At 60.7% G+C, this 21188-nt stretch carries 18 protein-coding genes; 5 read left to right on the forward strand and 13 right to left on the reverse strand.

The genetic code is table 11. The annotated features are described in order from the left end of the window. Window positions 1–168: 168 nt before the first annotated feature. The 8 genes from ACFE6Z_RS02110 to ACFE6Z_RS02145 all read right to left on the reverse strand — a co-directional run bounded on the left by ACFE6Z_RS02110 (window position 169) and on the right by ACFE6Z_RS02145 (window position 8916). Window positions 169–1224, reverse strand: a complete 1056-nt coding sequence (locus tag ACFE6Z_RS02110) for a type IV pilin protein (protein ID WP_375384032.1) — start codon at window positions 1222–1224, stop codon at window positions 169–171. 115 nt (window positions 1225–1339) lie between these two features. Continuing rightward, window positions 1340–1942 carry a Pr6Pr family membrane protein gene (locus tag ACFE6Z_RS02115; RefSeq protein ID WP_375384033.1) on the reverse strand — a complete coding sequence of 201 codons (603 nt, stop codon included), beginning with the start codon at window positions 1940–1942 and terminating at the stop codon, window positions 1340–1342. A 270-nt stretch (window positions 1943–2212) separates the two neighbouring features. Next, the gene (locus ACFE6Z_RS02120) at window positions 2213–3121 is read right to left on the reverse strand and encodes a carbohydrate kinase (RefSeq protein WP_375384034.1); all 909 of its coding nucleotides are present in this window, start codon (window positions 3119–3121) and stop codon (window positions 2213–2215) included. A 2-nt stretch (window positions 3122–3123) separates the two neighbouring features. After that, a complete protein-coding gene (locus ACFE6Z_RS02125; RefSeq protein ID WP_375384035.1) occupies window positions 3124–4596 on the reverse strand; it encodes a mannitol dehydrogenase family protein in 1473 nt (490 codons plus the stop codon). Window positions 4597–4706: 110 nt separating this feature from the next. Then, window positions 4707–5741 (reverse strand): LacI family DNA-binding transcriptional regulator, encoded by a 1035-nt coding sequence (locus tag ACFE6Z_RS02130; RefSeq protein ID WP_375384036.1) that lies wholly within the window; start codon window positions 5739–5741, stop codon window positions 4707–4709. A gap of 110 nt (window positions 5742–5851) precedes the next feature. Beyond that, window positions 5852–7222 carry an extracellular solute-binding protein gene (locus tag ACFE6Z_RS02135; RefSeq protein ID WP_375384037.1) on the reverse strand — a complete coding sequence of 457 codons (1371 nt, stop codon included), beginning with the start codon at window positions 7220–7222 and terminating at the stop codon, window positions 5852–5854. A 42-nt stretch (window positions 7223–7264) separates the two neighbouring features. Further along, window positions 7265–8155, reverse strand: a complete 891-nt coding sequence (locus ACFE6Z_RS02140) for a carbohydrate ABC transporter permease (RefSeq protein ID WP_375384038.1) — start codon at window positions 8153–8155, stop codon at window positions 7265–7267. After that, complete coding sequence (locus tag ACFE6Z_RS02145) at window positions 8152–8916, reverse strand: carbohydrate ABC transporter permease (RefSeq protein ID WP_375384039.1); 765 nt, start codon at window positions 8914–8916, stop codon at window positions 8152–8154. The genes ACFE6Z_RS02140 and ACFE6Z_RS02145 overlap by 4 nt, the downstream gene beginning before the upstream one ends. A gap of 301 nt (window positions 8917–9217) precedes the next feature. Here ACFE6Z_RS02145 and ACFE6Z_RS02150 point away from each other — a divergent pair, with 301 nt between their 5' ends. After that, window positions 9218–11083: a glycoside hydrolase family 2 protein gene (locus tag ACFE6Z_RS02150; protein ID WP_375384040.1), complete on the forward strand. Its 1866-nt coding sequence runs from the start codon at window positions 9218–9220 to the stop codon at window positions 11081–11083. Window positions 11084–11769: 686 nt separating this feature from the next. Beyond that, window positions 11770–12096: a hypothetical protein gene (locus ACFE6Z_RS02155; RefSeq protein WP_375384041.1), complete on the forward strand. Its 327-nt coding sequence runs from the start codon at window positions 11770–11772 to the stop codon at window positions 12094–12096. A gap of 134 nt (window positions 12097–12230) precedes the next feature. On the opposite strand, the gene ACFE6Z_RS02160 is transcribed toward ACFE6Z_RS02155, so the two are convergent. After that, the gene (locus ACFE6Z_RS02160) at window positions 12231–12527 is read right to left on the reverse strand and encodes a hypothetical protein (RefSeq protein ID WP_375384042.1); all 297 of its coding nucleotides are present in this window, start codon (window positions 12525–12527) and stop codon (window positions 12231–12233) included. A gap of 197 nt (window positions 12528–12724) precedes the next feature. Here ACFE6Z_RS02160 and ACFE6Z_RS02165 point away from each other — a divergent pair, with 197 nt between their 5' ends. Next, window positions 12725–13258 carry a DUF3846 domain-containing protein gene (locus tag ACFE6Z_RS02165; RefSeq protein ID WP_375384043.1) on the forward strand — a complete coding sequence of 178 codons (534 nt, stop codon included), beginning with the start codon at window positions 12725–12727 and terminating at the stop codon, window positions 13256–13258. Next, window positions 13252–13854 (forward strand): DUF3846 domain-containing protein, encoded by a 603-nt coding sequence (locus ACFE6Z_RS02170; protein WP_375384044.1) that lies wholly within the window; start codon window positions 13252–13254, stop codon window positions 13852–13854. Before ACFE6Z_RS02165 ends, ACFE6Z_RS02170 begins: the two co-directional genes overlap by 7 nt. Window positions 13855–13951: 97 nt before the next feature. On the opposite strand, the gene ACFE6Z_RS02175 is transcribed toward ACFE6Z_RS02170, so the two are convergent. Genes ACFE6Z_RS02175 through ACFE6Z_RS02190 form a run of 4 tightly spaced genes read right to left on the reverse strand, consistent with a single transcriptional unit; the run spans window position 13952 to window position 19617 of the window. Beyond that, the gene (locus tag ACFE6Z_RS02175) at window positions 13952–14488 is read right to left on the reverse strand and encodes a hypothetical protein (RefSeq protein WP_375384045.1); all 537 of its coding nucleotides are present in this window, start codon (window positions 14486–14488) and stop codon (window positions 13952–13954) included. 10 nt (window positions 14489–14498) lie between these two features. Next, a complete protein-coding gene (locus ACFE6Z_RS02180; protein ID WP_375384046.1) occupies window positions 14499–15293 on the reverse strand; it encodes a hypothetical protein in 795 nt (264 codons plus the stop codon). Between the two features lie 2 nt (window positions 15294–15295). Further along, on the reverse strand, window positions 15296–17620 hold the full coding sequence (locus tag ACFE6Z_RS02185) for a DEAD/DEAH box helicase (protein WP_375384047.1): 2325 nt from the start codon (window positions 17618–17620) through the stop codon (window positions 15296–15298). Next, on the reverse strand, window positions 17617–19617 hold the full coding sequence (locus tag ACFE6Z_RS02190) for a site-specific DNA-methyltransferase (protein ID WP_375384048.1): 2001 nt from the start codon (window positions 19615–19617) through the stop codon (window positions 17617–17619). Before ACFE6Z_RS02190 ends, ACFE6Z_RS02185 begins: the two co-directional genes overlap by 4 nt. A 345-nt stretch (window positions 19618–19962) precedes the next feature. Here ACFE6Z_RS02190 and ACFE6Z_RS02195 point away from each other — a divergent pair, with 345 nt between their 5' ends. Continuing rightward, a complete protein-coding gene (locus ACFE6Z_RS02195) occupies window positions 19963–20997 on the forward strand; it encodes a hypothetical protein (protein WP_375384049.1) in 1035 nt (344 codons plus the stop codon). Window positions 20998–21188 lie beyond the last annotated feature (191 nt).

The following is a 21188-nucleotide window of genomic DNA, read 5'->3' on the forward strand; positions in this document are numbered from 1 at the left end:
GGTCAAGGTCCGCCTCGCCGATCCCACTGAGAGGTTTGATGTACGCCCCGGCGTTTCGGATGGCGTCGGCTGTTAGCGTTCCGTCATCATCGTGCGCCACACTCAGGAAATCGTTGAGAATGTCCCCCCAACTTCCGCTGTCGCCACCGACTTGGGGAAGCCGTGCCATTAAAGGGCAGGTCCTGTTGAGATTGACGCGTTTGGTGAGCCGTCCCATATCCAGCCCGAGGTGGCACCGTCAGCATACGCGCTGACCTGGTCGCTGAGGAAGACGTTATCGACGTAGAAGACATCGCCTGATGCTGGGCTGGTCGTGGTTCCGCGGTTGGCGTTCACGCCGACAGATTGCGTGTTTGGCGGAGCGGTGCTCGTCACTGAGGTCGTTGTGCAGGCGCCAGGTGCGAGCACTGCGGCGTTAGAATGCGAGATCGAGAGTTCTGTCCCGAGCGTGGATGATGTTCCTGGTTGATCATAAAAGCGAGCATTGATTGTGAAGGCTCTACTTGAGGCAGTGCCGTTACAGATGGTGGCTGCAACATAGACAGCCTGACCGGCGCTGATAGTCCAGCGCTGCGTGAGGGGCTGGAGGCGGATGCTCGCTCCGCTCGCCGTGGTCGTTGTCCCTTGCGCCATTAGAGACCCGTTGAAGGTTGTGATCGTTGCGGTGGCGCCTGTCTGGCTGGTCGGAAGAGCGGCGCCTTCAAAACGCGGATTCATGAAGCGGTTGGTGACGACGACGCCCCCGGGCGGGGCGTGCCCTGCGCAGACTCCCGCAGTTGGAGAGAGCGCTGAACTCGTGACGTAGTAGCTGATGTTGTTGGTCGTGGCGGTAAGGCAGAACGTTCTTGGGTTCGCGGTATTGTCCACGCGGTACTGGTAGCTCGTCGAACCGGAGTCGGCTAGACCTGTGTCGCTCAGGGCGGATGGGTAGGTATCGGCGTTAATGACGGCATACGCCATCACCTTCTTCGCGGCTTGTTCTGCGGTGGACGCCGAAGCCGCCTCCTTCGCTCGGCTGTTGATTCCGTTGTAGGCGACGATCGTGATTGCAGCTAGGATCGCGATTACCACGACCACGATGAGCAACTCGACGATCGTAAAACCGCGATGCCTATCTCGAACAACCTCACCCAGAAGAACCGACGAGTGAACACTCTCGAAATCTGCGCCGCATAGCGGCCGATGCGAGTGACTTGAAGTAGTGCGTGGAGCTGCGGACCTCATTACTACGCATGACTATGAAGCATGAGCAAGATCCTGGCAAGGCACTGCCCGTTGTGAAAATCGCTACGGCGTCGTTGAGATAGGCAGCAACGGCATCTGGTTCCTGTGCACGCCATCAGGGCGTGTGTGATAAATCTCGGTATTGCTGGCCGGCCCTCGCATCGTCCAGATTCTGATGGCTGTGACAGGCAGGAGCCCCGTGCGGCACTGCGCTCGTCATCGTTGAGTATCGGCGACTGATCAGCCGGTCGGCGAGCTTGTAGACGGCTCCTACTGCCAGTAAGAGCAAGGTAATTCCCGCTCCGTTCGAGGCGACGGTGAGAAGGATGTATGCCAACGGCCAGATGAGTGCAAGGAAGAGCGCTTTCCAGGTGACATGCAGGTCCGGCCTGAATAGTACCCAGCCGATGATCGTGAATGCGGGCACGACATAGTGGAGTCCGATGTTCGATGTTGCGGCGATTCCGGTGAAGTTCGCGAGGGGCCTGAGCGCGAGGTGGTACATGATCAGGGTCACGGTGATACCGAACATCGAGCCGACGCGGAGCACACGGAAGAATCCGCCGTCTCGGTCGGGCCTCGCGGTGAGGACTCCTGCAGCGAGCCCCACGAAGATGTTCGACTGGACCGTGAAGTAACTGACGAATTCGAACAGGCGCTGGCTCAGCGGTGCGTTAGATGGGCCGAAGTCGACATTCACGTTGCCGACAACGAGCACGAGTTGCGTGCCTACGGACAGGATTACTACCAGCGGTGAGTGCCTGCCACGCACGGGCCCCGATTCGGCTTGGAATGACTCCGATCATCTGGCCAGCTTAAAGGCGACACAGCAGCAGGTCTTCGAAGCATGTGCGTAGCTCCCAACGGCCAGTGGCAAGGCTTGCGCGGCTGTAGCGAGGAGAACCGCACATGGGCCAGGGCCCTAATCGAAGGTGAAGACGGCTGTACGAAAGCGCGCTTTAACGATCAGGCGTCACTGACGATCCAGTCAACTGCCCGATCGTGGAGAGTCGAGGGTCGGCATCTCTGATTCCGTCGGCGGGTCCGCTCCCTCGCGCGAGACCGTGATGGCGGCGGCGTGGACGGCCCAGTCCCCGTACACGGCAAGATCGGACGCGCCAGGCTCCCAGCTGTCCAGACGTACAACAGCTGAGATCAGCGCGGACATGAAACTGTCTCCGGCACCGACGGTGTCGATGGTCTGTACCGCGCGAGCGGCCACTTCGACCCGCTCGTTGGCTGTCGCAAGCACGGCGCCACGTGATCCACGTGTGACTACAACCAATCGTGGACCAATAGCGCGTATTCGCTGCACCACTTCGTCGATGTCTCGACCTGGATATAACACATCGGCGTCTTCGTCGCTCAGTTTTACGATGTCTGCAACCGCAAAGAATTGCTCGAAGCGCTCGGTCGCGCGTGTTGAGGGAAGGAAGGCAGCACGTATATTCGGGTCGACGGTGAGACGGACACGCTCCGGACGGTCGCGGAGCAGCTGAAGAAGCTTTGACGCTCCCGGCTCGAGGATCAGGGCGATTGACCCAACATGCGCGAGGTCGACCGCGTCCCAATCCAGCTTTGGTGGAAGGTCCCAGGCGACTGAGAAGCGGTAGGTTGCGTTGCCTGTCTGGTCGAGTTCGACCTCCGCGATCGATGTGTGAGGGGCCCTGTCACTCTTCGGATGGAGCGCCACTGACGCGGCCGCCATGTGGCTGCGCAGCAGTTCGCCATCGTCGTCTTGACCCAGATAACAAAGAAGAGTGACGTCTTGTCCCAAACGCGCCAACCCCACCGCAACGTTGGCTGGGCTCCCGCCGGGACGTCTCTCCTTGTTCTCGCCACGTTGGATGACATCTACGAGGGCCTCGCCGATGACGAGGGTTCGCGGTCCGCCCACGGCTATCGTGCCGCAATCAGCCTGCGGAGCGCGTTCCTGGTCGCCCCTTCACCGGATGTCAGCGCTATGAAGGTTCTCGCAAAGTCGTCCGCGAACTGTTCATCGTCTGCGAGATCGCCGAACCAGTCTCGATTTCGAAGGAACCCGTTCGGTTCCGTCCGCTGGAGCTCTACCGCGTTACGGACGGCTGGCTCTTGACGGTCGCGGAACGGCAGTGGCTCGCCGTCGACGTACATCGTCGCGTAGGCTGCCCAACTCGCGATCACCGCAGCGCATAGGGCCGCGGGCTTACCGGACGCTATGAGGGATCGTGCAATCGGTACAACGAACTTTGGAATCCTGTCAGAGGCGTCTGTTGCCAGTCGGCTGAGAGTGTCGCCCACGTAGGGGTTCGCGAAACGCTCGATGAGCTGTCGCTTGTACTCGTCAAGACTCACCCCTGGCACCGGGTCGAGAGTCAGTTCTGCTTCGTCGCTCATGAAACGCGTGAGTAGGGTGACGATGTCCCGGTCGGTCGCTGCCTCTTGGACGTATGTGTGGCCGGCGAGAATCCCGAAGTAGGCCATTGCCTGATGACTGCCGTTTAGGAGTCGGAGCTTCATCAGTTCATAGGGTCTGACGTCCTGAACTAGTTGCACGCCGACCTCTTCCCAGGTGGGACGACCGAGCGGGAAGTCGTCTTCGAGCACCCACTGCTCGAAGCCTTCAGAAAGTACCGGCCATGCGTCGTCGACTCCGAATCGGTTGTGGACCCAGTCGCGATCCGCGTCCGTGGTGACGGGCGTGATCCGATCAACCATGCTGTTGGGGAACCTCACCTCATGGGCGACCCATTCGCCGAGTTCCCGGTCGATGAGGCCAGCGAACGCACAGAAACTTGCTCTTGCTACGTTGCCGTTCTCCTCGATGTTGTCGCACGACATAATGGTGAACGGTGCTGTTCCGCGGTCCCGTCGAAGTTGAAGGCCAGCGAGAACGATGCCAAAGACCGTCGACGGGATCGCACCGGGAACGGCGTCCGCGATAATCGCCGGGGTTGTCGTGTCGAATAGTCCGGTGGCATCGCTGATGTTGTAACCGCCCTCGGTGATGGTCAGCGACACGATCCGAGTCGCGGGATCGGCAAGCCGCTCCAAGACGGATTCGAGTTCGGTTGGAGCGGACAGGTACTCCACAATTGACCCGATGCGAGTCGCCGGGGTGGACCCGTCCGGGTGTCGCTCCACGAGAGTGTATTCGAGTGCTTGTCCGCGGAGCGCCTCTCGCATGCGAGTGTCTGAGGGCAGGACGCCGACGCCGCAGATTCCCCATTCCTTCGATCCGCCCGCCCGTAGGAGCTTGTCGACGTACATTGCCTCGTGCGAGCGGTGGAAGTTACCCACTCCGAAGTGCACGATGCCGACCTGAACTGCGGAGCGGTCGTAGTTGATGGCGACAATGGGCTCGTTCTTGGTCGCTTCAGAATCTGCGGACATGAGATCTCCCTGGAGATGTGGTTTGGGGGTCAACAAATTGAGGTGGATGGTTCGACGAGAACTCAGTGAGCTGCGGACCTGCGTCCCTCGCGAGTGCTGTGGCTTGCGAGCTACGGTCGGCTAACGGTGGAGCCGCGAATCGCCAGTTCGAACGACACCTGGACGTCCTCAATCGCAGACTCGTCACCATCGATTAGCCGGAGCAGTCGATCGACACTCAGTTCTGCGATCTCACGCACGGCTGGTGCAATTGTCGTGAGCGGCGGGTAGGAGAATCGGGACTCCGCAGTGTCGTCCCAGCCGAGGATCGCAACGTCCTCGGGCACTCGGATGCCTTGGGAGTGCAGTGCGCTGAGGGCACCGAATGCAAGCGTGTCATTGAAGCAGAACAGGGCATCGAATTTCACGCCGCGGTCGAGCAAATCATTGACGGCCGCGAATCCGTCGGGTGCTTTCCACTGTTTCACGCTGACGCGAAGCTCCGGAGGAGAAGAGAGTCCGGCGCTGTGGAGGGCTGAGAGGTATCCCTGAGTTCGTCGCACTCCAGGGCCCGCGCTCGCGGAAAGTGGTTCAACCGCGGCGATAGCGGCGATGCGCGTGCGTCCGAGACCGATCAGGTGGTCGGTGGCAACTCGGGCCGCTTCGACGTTGTCGATTGAGATGTGGGCGAAGCGACCGCCGACGCTGTCAGCGGTGAGGTCGATGCGTTCACCGAGCAAGACCGTAGGAACTCCATCTCCGTATTCAGCAAGGTCCTCTGAGGTGATGGAGTTCGGATTGATGATGAGGCCATCGATCATCGCTGATGGGTATCCGGAGAGCACAGAAATTTCTCGCTGACGCGTTCCGCCGGTCTGCTCAATCAGAATCACCTGATCGCGCTCGGCTGCGTGCTGCTGGATCCTGTCGGCTAGTTCCGCGAAGTAAGGGGCTGCAATCTCCGGAAGAGCCAGGGCAACGAGGCCTGATCGTCCTCCTCGCAGCTTTCGAGCACTCAGATTCGGCTTGTAGCCAAGCATTTCGATCGCGCGCTGCACGCGTGCCCTGGTGTCCGGCTTGACGTGCACGAAGTCATTGACGACGTTGGACACCGTGCGCTGAGACACGTTTGCGAGAGCCGCGACATCACGCATTGAAACAGACATCGTCTTCTTCCTCGTGTGCGCTGATGCTGAGTGCGGGACCAGCGCGGCCTGATGGTGCGACGGGACGGTGCAGGTCGCCCGACGAGATGCTTCGTCGGGCGACCTGTGAGTCAGTGCTCGAGCACGTCGTCGATTTTAGCGTTCCCGTCTTTCAGAGCCTGGTCGATCGGGACTCCTTGGAACCAGATCGACTCGACAGCTTGCACTGCTGCAGATTCAACGGCCGACCAGTTCTGCACGCGCGGCAGTGTTGTGGTCGCGTCCGCGGCAGACGATGCGTAGTTCGCTCGCTGCGGAGCTTCCTGGTACGCGGCGGAGTCGATGACCGACGTGCGCGCCGCGATATGACCGGTGCCCAGAGCCCAGGCTTCGTCGTTGGCGTACAGGTAGGAGATGAACTCCAGCGCGGCGCGGTACTTCACCGGATCTGCGTTCTTCTGCACGGGAACGGCCCAGGTGTGCTGGTTCGCCCAACCATTCGGCGTGCCGTACAGGTTGGGGAACGTGTGCGCCTGGTAGTTGAAGGTAGCTGTGCTGTTCAGAGAGTCCACGACCCAGGTCCCGTTGAAGAGGATGGCCGCGTCTCCGTTTGTGAAGCTCTGGTTTGCTGCGTCGTAATTCTGGTTTCCGTCAGTGAAACCCCCATCGAGGAGAGACTGCTTGAACTCCAATGCAGTCTTGGCCTCCGGGCTGTCCAGGTTCGCCTCGGTGAGGTCCTTGTTCAAGACTGATCCACCCTGTTGCATGATCAGCGTGTTGATGAAGTGCCAGCCGAGATTGTCACCGACCGTCGGAATCGCGATGAAGTTCTTGCCGGTCTTTTCCTTAACCTGCGCTGCCTCGGAGAGGAATTCTTCGGGGGAGGTTGGCAGGATGGGGTTGCCGTCGGCGTCGACTAGACCGGCCGCCTTGAAGAGATCCACGTTCACGTGAGCGAGCGCCGTGTGGTAGTCGAAGGGCACCGCGTAGGTCTTGCCGTCGGAGGTGATCGCCTTCTCCTCTACCGGCAGTGCATCTGAGAGATCGATGCCGACGGACTCGACCTCATCGTCGAGCGGCAGCAGCAACTGCCGCTCCGCATAGTCTGGCAGGCTCTGTCCGTGCATGACCGTGACGTCGGGAGGCGTCCCGCCGGCGATAGACGCATTCAGTTGATCGTAGAACGAGTCCCACGCTGCACCGCCGAGGCGTTCTACCTTGATGCCGAACTTGTTCTCAGCGTTGAACTTGTTCGCAAGCGTTGTGATCGTTGCGCACTCGCCGACCGCCTTCGAGAGGTCGGTGTTGTCGCCGACCTCATCAGCGCAGTTTCCGAAGAAGTGTGCGAACTGAATGGTCGTGCCGTTCAACTGGTCATCAGTGACCTTGTTGATGGCGTCAGCGACGTTGCTGCTGTCAGCTGTCGATGTGCCGCCGGTGCAGGCGGAGAGCAGCAACGCCGCCAGGGCGAGCCCCGCGATTGCAGGGATTCGGGTTTTCATGATTGAACTCCTTGTCCGAGATGGGTTAGGTGGGGTTGAGATTTACTTTTCGCCACTGCCGAGGGTGATTCCTCGGATCAGTTGGCGCTGGAAAACGAAGAACACGATGATGAGCGGAAGGCTTCCGATGAGGCCGCGAGCCATGAGATCGCCGAGGTTTGTTGCGGAGGCGAAGTTGGACTGCAGCGAAGCAAGCCCGGTAGTGATGGTGAACCACTCGGTGCGGGTCGACGCAACGAGCGGCCACAGGTAGTCATTCCACGTCAGCACGAAGGTGAAGATTGCCAACGAAGCCATCGCGGGCCGGGCAAGTGGCACCATGATCGAGGAGAACGTGCGCCAGCGGGTCGCGCCGTCAATCCGCGCAGCCTCTTCGAGTTCCGGGGGGACCTTACTGAAGAACTGGGTCATCAAGAAGACGCCGAGCGGTGCCGCGAGTCTCGGAAGAATGAGAGCCGGGTAGCTGTTCTGGAGATCTGCGCTGGAGATCATCAGGAACAGTGGAATGAACATCGCTTCCTTCGGCACCATCAGGCCCGCGAGTACCGCGGCGAACACGAGGCGTTTGCCGCGGAACGAGATGCGAGCGAACGCGTAGCCAGCCATGGCACAAAACAACACGGTCACGACGGTGGTGACGATGCTGACCACCGCACTGTTCAAGAACCATCGAGGCAGTTCACTGCCGCGCAGTACTGTCACGAAGTTGTCGAAGGTAACCGCTGACGGGAACAGACTCGTCGACGACTTCTGCAGCACCTCGTTAGGGGTTAGCGCCATCGACAGCATCCAGATGATCGGGATTAGCCACGTCAGTGCCGCTACTGCAAGCAACACGTGCAGGCCGAGTGAACCGCGTTTGCGGGGGCGACGCACGAGCCCCGGTGTGCCGTCAGCAGGAGTTGACGTGTCGAGCGACTTGAGAACTGTCATGAGTTTTTTCCCATCACTCTGAACTGGATGGCGGCCACCGCGGCCATGATGACGAACAAGAACACGGAGATGGCCGCCGCGTAGCCCAGCTGGTAGTCCTTGAAGCCGGCTTCATAGATCTGCTGAATCAACACGATCGTTGACGTGCCCGGGCCGCCGCGGGTCATGATGTACACCTGACCAAAAATCTGGAACGACGCGATGAACTGCGTCACTGTCACGAGGATGGTGACGTGGGAGAGCCCGGGCACCGTGATGTGGCGGAACCGCTGCCACCATCCGGCACCGTCGAGTGACGCCGCCTCGTAGTAAGCGGGTTCGATGTCCTGCAGACCGGCTAAGAACAGGACCATGTTGAATCCGACTGACCACCAGACCGTCGTGACAATGATCGAAGGCATCGCAAGAGAAGGGTCGGAGAGGAACGGAATGCCGTCGAGTCCGAACCAGCCGAGGAAACCGGCGATGAGCCCTCGGTCTGGGTTGAGCAGGTAGCTCCAGATGAGGGTGACCGCTGAGATTGGGAGCACATACGGGAGGAAGAACGCTGCGCGGTAGACGGCCCTGCCGCGTCCCTTGGTGTTGAGCAGCAGTGCCAGCCCGAGCCCGACGATGATCAGCAGCGGCGTCGAAACGACCGTGAAAACTAGCGTGTTGCGAAACGCCGTCCAGAATGTCTCGTCGGAGAACATGCGCGTGTAGTTGTCGAAGCCTATGAACTCTCGCACAGGGCTGAGCAAGTCCCAGTCGTAGCCGCTCATGAAGACGGCCTGGAACACCGGGGCGAGTAGGAATATCGCGTATACAACCAGGAACGGGGCGAGGAACAGGGCCGCAGTGACCGCCTCGCGCCCCTGACTTCCCTTGGCGGGTCGGCGTTTCGCTGCCGTTCGGCCGCCAGTCGCACCCCGGATTCCCGCCGGTGGTGAGGACACAGTCATCTTCGACTCCTTTGCTGCGTAGCAAACTTTGCTGTTGCTCTATATTCAATGACCTGAGGCCTCTTGTCAATCGCAGATTTGCTGCGTTGCAAATTCGTGATCCGTGAGGCATGCTCTTGGCATGTCTGAAACATCTGCGCCGACGGCGGCGCTCTTCACCGACGATTACCCACGACCACAACTGGTTCGCGCGGAGTGGCTCAGCCTCAACGGTACTTGGGAGTTTGGCTTCGACAACGAGGTCTCCGATGTCCCGCTCAGCTCCCCACTCCCGCGTCAAATCCAAGTACCGTTCCCCCCGGAATCGCCCGCTTCCGGCATAGCTGAGCTTGGCTTCCATCCTGTTGTTTGGTACCGCAGGTCTGTGTCGGCCGAAGAGATCGCGGCAGCCGGGGGAGCTTCGGCAGACGACGTCCTACTGCTTCACTTCGGTGCGGTTGACTACCGCGCCCAGGTGTGGGTCGATGGATCGCTCGTCGGCCGGCACGAGGGTGGCCACACACCATTCTCCTTCGACATCAGCGAGCATGTGCGTCCTGGGCAGCCACTGGTGATTGTGGTGCGCGCTGAGGACGATCCTCTGGACGTCGGCCAGCCCCGAGGCAAGCAGGACTGGCAAGAGGTGCCCCACGGGATTTGGTACGAGCGCACGACCGGGATCTGGCAGACCGTGTGGCTCGAGCGTGTTCCCCGTCTTCACGTGGACCGTTTGGCATGGAGTTCAGACTTGACACGATCGACGGTCACACTCGAGCTTGAGCTCGCAGGCATTTCTGACGCGCCCGCAGAGGTAACGGTGGAGCTGTCGTACGAGGGCGAACGCCTGGGCTCCGCGGTGTGGACGACGACCCGTCCTCGATCAACAGGGACGGTGACGCTCAGCCGGCAAGAGAACGGTCAAGCATACGAGGCCTTGTTGTGGACGCCGGAGACGCCCCGTCTTGTCGAGGCGACGCTGCGCGTGCGATCTGCAAGTGGGGCGCTGGACCAGGTTCGTTCGTACTTGGGACTTCGAAGCGTCGGTGCGGCTGGAGGGCACTTCCTGCTGAACGATCGGCCGTACTACGTGCGTTCTGTTCTCGGACAGGGTTACTGGTCGGAGAGCCATTTGGCGGCACCATCCGCAGATGCGCTCAGGCAAGAGATCGAACTCGCGAAGTCGCTCGGCTTCAACGCGATGCGAATCCATCAAAAGGTCGAGGATCCTCGCATGTTGATGTGGGCTGATGTACTGGGCTTGCTCATTTGGGAGGAGGCACCCAGTCACTTTGAATACTCGGTCACCGCAGTACAGCGGCTCACAGCTGAGTGGACAGAGACGATCCTCCGGGACCGTTCACACCCGTCGATCGTTACCTGGGTACCGCTAAACGAAAGCTGGGGAGTGCAGCACATTGCTCATGACCCTGCTCAACTCGATTACGCTCGCGCGCTCTATCACCTGACCAAGGCGCTGGACCCCACCCGTCCGGTGGTCAGTAACGATGGGTGGGAGCACGCCGAGTCAGACCTGCTCACTATACACGACTACGCGGTGACCGGCCCCGAACTCGCTGCAAGCTATGTGGACGCCGAAACTCTCGAGTCTGTTCTCTCTGGCCTTGGCCCATTGGGACGCAGGATGCGCTTGCTCCCGAACGCCTCGGCCGGACTACCCGTCATGGTGAGCGAGTTTGGCGGCCTGAGCTACGCACCAACTCATGACGGAGCAGCATGGGGCTACGCCAACATGGCATCGGAGGGTGAGTTTGAGGCTCGCCTCCGCGAGCTTTTCACCGCCCTGCACAGCAGCCCCATCCTCGCGGGATTCTGCTACACGCAGTTGGCTGACACAAGACAAGAGGCAAACGGCTTGGCCGACCCAGACAGACACCCAAAGCTTGATGCCTCTACCATCCGTGCAATTGTTCGCGGCGACGGCATCGACATCAGCTCGCACCGGCGACCGAAGCGTCCAGTGGAACATGCCCACGATCTCGAAGAGTAGAGCGGGCACCTATCCCGCGGGATGCTGCGTCGATTGTGTTTAGGTCGATTACGAGGTAACGAATCGTGGGCCGGCCCCTCGTCTGCCGGGGTCGGTTCACGAACTGCGTCTATTCGAGTTGAGACAGGCGAGCTCATCAGCCGGGTGTCGTCACTGGAGCACTACGAAATGGCGTACCCGGCGAAGCTTGGACAGAGGCCGACTCACCTCCCGTCGAAACCGAGCTCACGACACCAGCTAGCGAGTAAAAACTCAAGGAATGGCGCCAGGAGCGAGCCAACCAGCTGGTCAAGCGCGGGACGACCGCTTTCGGACCGATGTCCCCGTGTCTCCTGCGGCGATGGTCGACTCGTCTAGTCGGACCTGTCCGCAGCTGCACACAACGCGTACGTTGCGATCCGACTAGCGACCGCGTTCTGCCCCACGAACGGTGCGAAAGAGTGTTGGTGTCCGGCAGTGGATCAATCCGACACCGTGATCGGCAAGTTCGTGAAGCTTTCTAATGATGGAGCTGAGCGCCGTACCGCCGCGGAGACAACTCAACCGAGGTGGACCGTTGTGGAATAGACAACGGGCATTGACTTTCCAGAGCAACTGTCCATACTCAGTCATCCGCTCCTCGTTGGGCTGCGGTGTAGAGGATCCCACCCAGGGATCGTCCGCCGCTTCCGATGAGGAGGCTCACGATGAGTGAGAATGAACCACCCGAGGTGCCGGCGACGGCTCTCGGCCCGATCCGCCCGCTGAGCGTGCGGATCACCGATGGCCTCCGGGCGCAGCTGGAAGTGATTGCCCAGCTCAACGACCGCAGTGTCACTGAAGAGATCCGTCTGGCCCTGGAGGCCTGGGTTGAGACGAGCAAGTCTGACCCGAAGGTGCTGCAGCGTGCCGAGACGGTACGAGCCGAGATCGAACGCGACGCCCAAACGAAGCAGAGCGCGATCGAGGCCATCTTCGGCGGCCCCGCGGCCGGGGGAGCGAAGTCTCCCGCACCGCGCGGCAAAACCGCCTGACGACGCAGCGCGAGCTGCGCCTCGTCGGACACCAATCTCCTTCCCTCGTTTGTGGGAGTACGGGAGAGGGGCGGCCGTCCCGGGCATCAAGTGCTTCCATGCACCCTGCCCGGACGGCTGCCCAGAAGAACTAGTTATGCGTCGGGAACGTATTGCACTTTGACGACAGGCACGGCTGCAACGATCCAGTCCTCATGACGGGTGACTTGAGCGCTGAGCGCCAGACGTTCGACGTAGTTGTCTTCGATTCGGTTCGCGACGCCGTCGAGGGTCGTATTGACGCGATCGAAACCGTCACGCATGTCGTCTTCGATTCGTTCGAAACGAGCCTCAAAGCGATCGAAACGAACGTCGATCTGCTGGAAGCGCGCATCATGCGCGTCGAGTCGTTCATTGATCTTGTCGAACTCGCCCTGCAGCTGTGCCTGCATGTCGGTGAGCATCGTGGTCAGTGCCGTGATGTCTTGTTGCGTCATATCTGCTGCTCATTATGAGCATTCGCCTTCGGACTGAGAAGCCGTAGAAATCACAACACCCCCACTCATTTATGTGTCTCGTTGCTGCCCCGCGGCTTGTCAGAGAACCCAAGAGGGTTCTCGGCCGCGACAACAGTAAGGAGGTGGGAGCGATGGTCAAAAGCATCGTCATCCCGCACGACCCGTCACGTTCACCGCGCCTGAAGCACCTGGCTACGGCCGACGAATTCCAGGAAGCGGTGGACGGCTGGTTGGAGCCAATCGAGATGCCCGCCGTAGGCGTCACTATGTACGTGAACGAGGCAGCCCGGCGTGAACGCCAGCCGATCAACTGCCGAGCCATGGCCCTTTGGTGGCTCTACACCGCCGACCCGTCGCAGCATCCGATCTTCCTCGGCGACGTCGTGCTCACCTGCACAAGCGATCAGGGAGAACCCACTGCCCTGCTGGAGCGAATCGTTGGCGATATTTTCGAAGCCCGCGAGTTCGTCGTGCAGGTCAAATCGCTGCGGCAGGAAACCTGGAGCGACACTTTCGCACGTTTCGAGAACGTCTTCGACGCCGCGACCTGGTGCATGGTGTTCACCGGCACGCTTCGTCCTGGCGCCCAGCTTCGGCTTGCCAGCCGGGTACCTGCGCCAGAGGGCGTCGACGAGACCTTTCGGGGGAGTGACGCAACGTGGTGAGGGCCCTGCGGATCCTGCCCGATCCTGGCGAACCGATTGAGAAAATCGAGATCGAGCGTCTGGAGGACTACCAAGCGGTGGTGGGTGGCTGGATCGAGCCGGTCGACATCCCGAATCTCGGGGTGACGATCTTCGTCAATGAGGAGGGGCTGCTGCGGCACCTGCCGTTCAACTCCCGTGCGACCTTCCTATGGTGGTATCTCGAACCAGCGGCCCGCCAGCAGGCAATGCTGGTCGGACCGGCACTCGTCGTTGGGCTCCCGGACCGAAGTGGCGACGCTACCGACGTCCCCGATACGGCGATCGAGCTTCTGACCAGGCTAGGTGAGTACGCGGTGTTAGTGAAAATCGGCGATGGCCCTGCCTGGGTTACCGAACCGCTCGGGAAGTTTGGCAGCACGGTCATGCCAATGGCGGCCGGAGAACCAAACTGGTTCCTGTCCGCCGCTCGCTACGAGGACTACTTCACCGCTGCTGCATGGGCGATGGTGCTCCTTGAGCGCTGGGACGAAGCGATCGACACCCGAGTGGTGCCGGTGGCTCATCTCCCGATCCACCTCCAACACGTGCATCGCCCTGTCACCGAGACGGATTGAGCGCACCACCCAGGGCGGCGACTGCCCGGACTTGAGAACCAGCGAGTTCTTGTCCGGCGCGGTCGCCGCCCTATTCAATGTGGTCGTCTGACGATTGCTACAGACGAAGGCCCACTATGGCGGTGGCGAACGATTGACGGAAGCGCTTTTGCTGCCCACTCCCAGGAAAAGTGATGAATTGCTCGTGGAGCACTGGCAGCGCAAGTCGGCGAAGTGGTTCAGCTAAAAGCTCGAAGACGTTCTTCTTGATGAGGACGATTCCGTTTGGTTGGAGAGCCTCCGCGACCTGGATTGTCTTGTCGATGTTTGCCTTCAGCGCCCCAGCGCGTGCTTGTGGGTCGTCGTAGTTCACGGGACGCGAGGCTAAGTCGATCAAGTAGACGCCGTCACGTTGCAACTGCGCGAGCCAGGGCACCTTTTGCCCAGGTCCACTCGCGAGGGATGGGCTGTCGTACAGGACCTTCACGACTTCACGAAACAGGCTGTCGTCGCCGGTTAGTCGCTCGTCGTAGAAGAAGCGACGAGCGGACACGTCGCCGCCACTATCCGGTGCACTCTCCGCGATCATGAGGAGGCGCACCCGATCCGGCTTCCACCTGGCGCGCCGCGATGCGTACCAAGTATCTTCTTCCATCTCAGCCGTGTCAGAGCGTTATCAGCGTTTTCGCTGGGAACCCGGCAACGGTAAGCGGCGCCTTCGCCTGTACCGCCGCAAGATAGCCATTGAACGCCCCACCGTAAATGAACGGGAAAGCGGCCAGTGCGACGACTCCCACATGCTCTCCAATCACGTCGAGAAGTCGCCAGGTCTGAAGCTGAGTCAGCTGCACTCCGTGCGACATATAGGCGCGGTGGTCGACGAGGCCAAGCGCCGCTTCCTCCGGCGTCTCGGGGCCATCGATGCCGAGCACCTTTACGTGCGCGGCGAATTCTGCACGACCTGCGTCAGTGCGGAGCTCATCGCGGAGATGTGCCAACTTGTTTCTGATCCAGAGCGCAGCTTCAAGCTTGGGTGGAGTGACGTCCACGCCAATGTAGTGCGTGTAGAAGGCCTGGCATTCGGGCCAACGCCACGAGTTTTCAGTCTGGAGATTTGTGAGCCGTGCGCCGAAACGGCATAGTACTGCGTTCGCCATCTGCTCGAGGAAGATCTCAAAGAGCGCGACAGCATCTTTCACGACTGCGCTGGAAAGTTGCCAGAAGTAGTCAGACGGCCAGACGCCGACGTCGCGATCAAACAGGACGGCTTGCAGATCTTCGCCGTGTTGCTCGGGATCGAAGATCCGGGATGCTTCGGAGTCGGCGAACTCCCAACGCTCATCGAACCACGCGCCCATCCCGCGGTTAGTCGATGTCGTGAAGGCCCGGATGCGCGCCTCTTCCATCTGCCAGTAGACATACTCTGCGGAGACACTGTGTGAATCAAGGTACGTGATCATCGCTAGTCCTTGGCGGGCTGCTGCGACGTCATGTGCGCGATGAGATCGTCCAGGGTGTCGAAGTGCTGAACCCGTGGCTTGCCGTCATCCTTGAGGCCCCAGAGCGTGTATCCATCGGGACTGAGCTTTTCGAACTGCCCGTTGAACTCGCCCACAGTGACGAATCGAATGACCAACTGTTGGACGTCAGTGCGGGGCTTGACGCTCAGAAGCTTCCGGCCGGCGTCGTCACGGAGAAGATGCGGCCCCTTGGTATCGATGCAGATGACTTCACCGGCCGTCCAGACGACGAAATCAGGGTAGAAGTTCTCTGTGTCGCCGATCGAGATCAACGGGATTCCGTAGCCGGATCGAGGAGGGTTGCGCGCCCAGGTAAGCCCCGTCTTGTCTAGTGCCCTGGCAAATGACTTCTCGGTCCCATTGAGCCCTTCATACCCTGCGTGAAGCGCGTTCTCGAATCGTTCGATTTCGCTCTCACGTACAAGGATTGGTCCCACGACGTAGGGATTTGGCTTGCGCTGTACCAGCGAGACGTTCTCGATGAAGGTGTGCACCACTTTGCTCGCGAGATCCTTGATCTGCGCGAATGCGGGGCTACCGACGCCGACTTGCGCGTCGAACCTTGGGTCTGCGGTGCTGGCAACGTCGAGTGCTCGGGGAAGGAGGCGCAGTATCTCGCGGTGAAACACCCAGCGAGCAGCCACCCGACTCGGCTCTTCGTAGTCTTCCCAGTCTGACGCCACGGCCGCGCCGCCCACTGTCTGCGTCACGATACGGCGGCTGCCTCCGCCCGCCACGTTGGAGCCACCGCCCGAGTAGTCGATCATGTGCTCGAGAAGCTTCTCGACCGGCGTGACAGCGTACGTGGGATCGGTTGCAGTTTTGGGGATCTCACGCTTCAGCTTTGGCTTCAGCTGCTTGGCTCGAGCTGTTTGCGGCGCGCTCGATATGAGCTTCACGTCAGGCAGGTCGGTGCCGAGGCGCTCGGCCACGTCCGCGAGGATGTCGTTGAAGACTTCATTGCGGTCGACGCGAACGTAGAAATGTGCGGTGTTGAGACGGTCGGCTGGATAGTGCGTCGCGCCCGGCTGGCGAAGCACGCGCCCGATGACTTGCGTCACCTGAACCGTCGATTCCATTGACTTGTCAATGTAGGCGAAATAGGCCTGCGGGTCGTCCCACCCCTCTTGCAGAGTGAGGTTGAAGATAATGTGCCGGAAGGCACCACTGGTGAATTCCTTGTAGTCGTTATCCGCGCCCTTGAATAGGACCAGCTCTTCCGGAAGTGGATAGTCCTTGTGGGTGTCGAGGTTCGCGTAGATGGCGACGGTGGCTGGGTCGATGCCCTGCTGCTCGACGAGGTAGCGCCAGATGAGGATCGGGGGAGCCTGACGTTGCGCGAAGGGCTGTGCCGGATCGTCTCGGCGGTAGGAGTCGTCGGCGGTGACGTTTGTTTTGCACACGTAGATCGCCTTCGGCGTGACCTCCGCTCCGTAATCGAGTGCGTCCTGTTCGGCCTCGGCCATGTCAGCAAGCAACGCCGCGATGGCCTCCTCCATAGGAGTCTTGTATCCCGCCATGCTGAGAGCGTTCTTGACCAGCCCCTCCGAGACCACCTCCGACGACCGAACCTTCGTGACGAGCCACTCGTCCGAGCGGCCGGCGGCTCGAAGGCGCTCGATCTCCGCTGACATGAGCGGGGGAAGCTGCATCGTGGCGCTGGCCAGAAGAATCGCCTCTGGCTGCAGCTTCAAGAGGAGTTCGGTCTGCTGCTCTGAGAGGTTATGGGCTTCGTCGTAGACGATGAATAGTGGTCGGCGGTTACCATCGGCGTCTTCACGTTCGCGCAGCGCATCCCACGTCGACGTGCCCGTGCCGTCAATGTCGGACTTGTAAATGGTCAGGGTGCCCTGCTCCATGTCCTTGCGGTTGAAGGTGCCGACGGTTGCGAAGTAGAGCGATGGTGTCTCGGCAACCTCAACCTCACTCGAGGAGTACTCGCTTAGGAGCCTCACACTCGCGTTTCCGAGCACGTGGTTGTACTTGCCTCCTGGCTGGAGATTGGCGTACGTCTGGGCGACGACGACGCGACCCCGAGAGAGCCAAAGAATGACCGGTGATGCTTCGGTCACGGCGCTCATTTGCGCTACGGCATCTGCCAGAATCACGGTCTTTCCGGCTCCTGTCAGCGCAGCAAGCGACTGGAAGAAGGGCACCCACTCAGGTGCCTTGCGGGTGCCCTTGGACACCTCGTTTCCCTGGTACTCGATGAAGCGGTCGCTGATCTGGGTCGAAGCTTCGCGCTGGAACTTGAATGGCTTGATCATGCGTCGCCTCCTGTGGAGTACGCCTCTGTGCGCATGTCGAGTCCGAAGTCGATGAGGATTTGATCGGGGATCCGGTAGAAGCGGACGTCCTCAGTGCCGAACAGGTTGTAACGGGCGTAGACGTGGTAGATCGGCTCGAGCTTTGCCCGCTTGCCTTCTGCAACGCACGCCTCGTAGACGTCTTCGGTGAGGTCGGTGTTCCCGTCTGGCCCGTCCCAGACCAGGTAGAAGCCGTGCCCCTCGGAGTTGCGACCGACCAGGTATTTGTAGTCGAGCGTGTCGTAGGTGATCAGCGACCCGCCGCGGCGACGGTTGGCATCGTGATGCGATGCAATGACGGTGTCGACCATCTCATCGCGTTCCATGCGCAGCACGATGTTTGCATCGACCTGCTTCGTCAGCGCCTTGAAGCTAAAGCCCCCGTCTAGAGGCTTGCCCTTCCCGTTCGCCCAGTCACCCGAAATGACGCGCTTGAGTCGGTCCGCGGTCAGCGTCTTGGCATATGAGTCGCCACGTTCTGGGCGCCCCTGCTCGATGAGAATGAACCTGCGGTCGCTGCCGGAGATTTCGTTCAAGGCAAGAACGGCGTGACCGGTCGTGCCTGAACCCGCGAACGGGTCGAGTACCAGCCCGTCGGGTGGACACCAAAGCTGGAGGATCTTCTCCATGAGGCGGAGCGGCTTGACTGTACGGAAGCCATGGTCTCGTCCGACGATCGCGCTGAGCTCGTCGACGCCGGTCTGGCTGTGGCCTGACTGCTCGTGCTCCCACGAGATCGAACCCAATACGGCTGGGAAGTCATGGTCGTCATCAGCCCAGTAGGTCATGGGAACTACTCCGCGTTTGACGTTCTCGAGGTAGCGCTTGTGCTGTGGTCGACCCTGTCCACCAATGCCGAAGTAAACGATGGGCCAAGGACCCTTCTTCAACACAGTTTCCGCACGTGGAAGCGAGTTCTCGATCGGATCCTTGAGCATGAGTGCCTTGACGCCCGGCTTGACTTCGGCGACGGGCACGCCTGCGATCTGAGCACGTTTTGCGTCATCCTTTAGATCACGCTCGACGTACTGAGTGCCCCAGCCCTCTAGTGACCGCTTGACCTGGGCGCGCGCTAGCGACCAGCATCGGCCCTCCGGCGGATAATGAAGCTCTCCTGTGAACGGGGACTGGATGGCGTAGACCATCGGCTGGTTCTTCGCAGCCTTTCCGGCCGAGAGATCGCCAGATTTCCATACCTGAACATCGCCATCGCGATTCTGGTATCGGGCGTCCATGTCCTCTTCGCGAGGGAGTAGCGAGGTCTTTGCTCGCTCGTCGTCGCGAGCGTAGATGAGCACATACTCGGTGGCTGTGCTGACGTGGGACTTGTCCGAGCGGGGCGAGTAGGACTTCTGCCAGTTCAGGATGGCGAGCCGGTTACCCTCACCGAAAATTTCATCCATCATCTGCCCGAGGTGGAAAAGCTCTCGGTGATCGATGCAGATAGCCATGACGCCTGATGTCTTGAGCATCGAGTGCATCATCTGCAGGCGCGGGTACATGAACTTCATCCACTTGGTGTGCCGGGCTGGATCGTCCCCTGGCACCCACTCGCCGAGCCCTGAATCGTTTGGATCCTCATCCCAGCGATCGTTGTACCGGAAGTCATTGCCGGTGTTGTAGGGAGGGTCCGTGACAACTACGTCAACCTGACCGCGCCAGCGGTACAGCGATGCGAGCGCCTGAAGATTGTCGCCCTCGATGAGCAAGTTCTTCGCCTGAGCCTCTCGACTTCCCACTGACAGTCCCGCGTTCGACCTCTGTACGCGAGGGCGTACGAGACGCGCGATTCGACGCGCCTGCTGCTTGCCGAGGAAGGAAATGTTCACTCCACGCTGGGTCTTCTCTGCCACGATCTCCCTGAGATCGTCGACTGACAGCTCGCGTCCGGCTGCCTCGCTGAGCTGCGCAATCAGCTCTTCCAATGTCGGCGGGGCTGCTTCGGTGGCGTCAGTCATGGGGTCCTCAAAATGCTTGCAGTCGTCGATCGAGCGGCCGTTGTGATGGCACGACGAAGCGTGCCGAGTGGCTCGCCTTACACTATCGGGCCGACATCTCGCGGGCGGTGGGGTTGGAGCTAGAACACCACCAACCACTGACACTGGAGGTCTGGCGCGCCAAATGGCGAGGGTCCGATCTCTCAGAGCCTGCTAAGCCGCGTAGCGGGCAGCCGGCTGCTTGTCGGGACTCTTAAACTGCGTTGCGACTGACTGTCCGGTGTGTCCGACAGTTATTCTCGGATGGCGAGCTGGCGCCCTCGAAGGCCGAACTGGTCGGAACGGCGGGCGCGGAAGGGCATCATAATGACGTCGTCGGGTTCAAAAACTCGCCGCTCGGCGCATGCAGCGAAAGTCACCGCTCGCAGCGCGCAGAGCTCCGGCACGATCAAATGCTACGTCGAGTCGTTCGAGCGCCCCGATGGAGTGCCAGACCTCCGCCTTCGCGAGAAGCTGACTGGGCGAACGGTGCGCGTTGTCACTGGCCAGCTGATCCTGCAGCACGTCGCGCCCTTGTCGAATCTGCTCCAGGACTGCTTTGCCCACGGTGGCGGCCTCGTTGAGCCCCGGAGTCGCAAGGAATATGTGGCTATCGCCTCACCGATCGTGAGGCAAAACGCTCAAGAGATCGTCGCGTCCATCGATGACAAGTTCTCTGTGACGGTCAATATTCAGACCGTGGGCATGGCCTCCCCGCCGGTGTCCGTCTGGTGCTACGTCGAGCAGTATTCGGGTGGAGAGGAGAGCCTTGGTCTTCGACTCCGGCAGAAGATGACTGGCAGAAAGGTCGAGATGTACGGGAAGACCCAAGACCATCTGGCCGAGTTCCTTGCCAGTCCTCAGATAACCGGTGCCGACAAGGTCATGTCGAATCTCTACGAGAAGGACGGCTACGACGACTACGTGCTTGTCTCTGGCGGAACTGCCGTGGATTCGTACGACGTTCTTCTCTTCAAGGACGGCGCCCGGCTCACGTATCTGCTCGGCCCATCACCCGACACCGCGTATCGCGATGCCTTCCGTGTCCTAGAAGAGGAGTCGGCGGCCGTGACCCACGCCCGCACGGCTCGGACGAACTTCGAGCGTGGTTTGTATCGCGAGGCAGTTCTCTTTGCGCGTCTCGCTGTCGAGATGGCGTGCGGCGGGACTGGGAAGGACATCCAGCGTCGACTCGCGGATGCCCCCGATGACGTCGCGACTGCAGGTAGCTCCCTGTTCGATAAGCGCAACACAGCAGTACACGAGGGCGGGACGAGGGTTGAGCAGTCGGACGGTCGAGAAGCGGTTCGCTGGATGGAGCTGATCTTCGACTACCTGGAGCTGCAGTATGTCGGTCGATGACTACCGGCGGCAGCCCGATATGAGGCTCCCGCAGGGATCAAAATTAGTCGTCCGCGAGCAGGCCGAATGCGACAAGTGGCCGTGCGCAGGCTCGAGTTGACCGGTGGCACCCGGGGTAGAGTCAGGCGATGTGGCAAGGTAATTGGCGGCCCTGACTTGGCAGTGATCACGCCTCCTTCCTTCGTGGGGCC

Origin of the sequence: uncultured Microbacterium sp. (genome assembly GCF_964244775.1) — a bacterium.
In the GTDB taxonomy this organism is placed as follows: Bacteria; Actinomycetota; Actinomycetes; order Actinomycetales; family Microbacteriaceae; genus Microbacterium.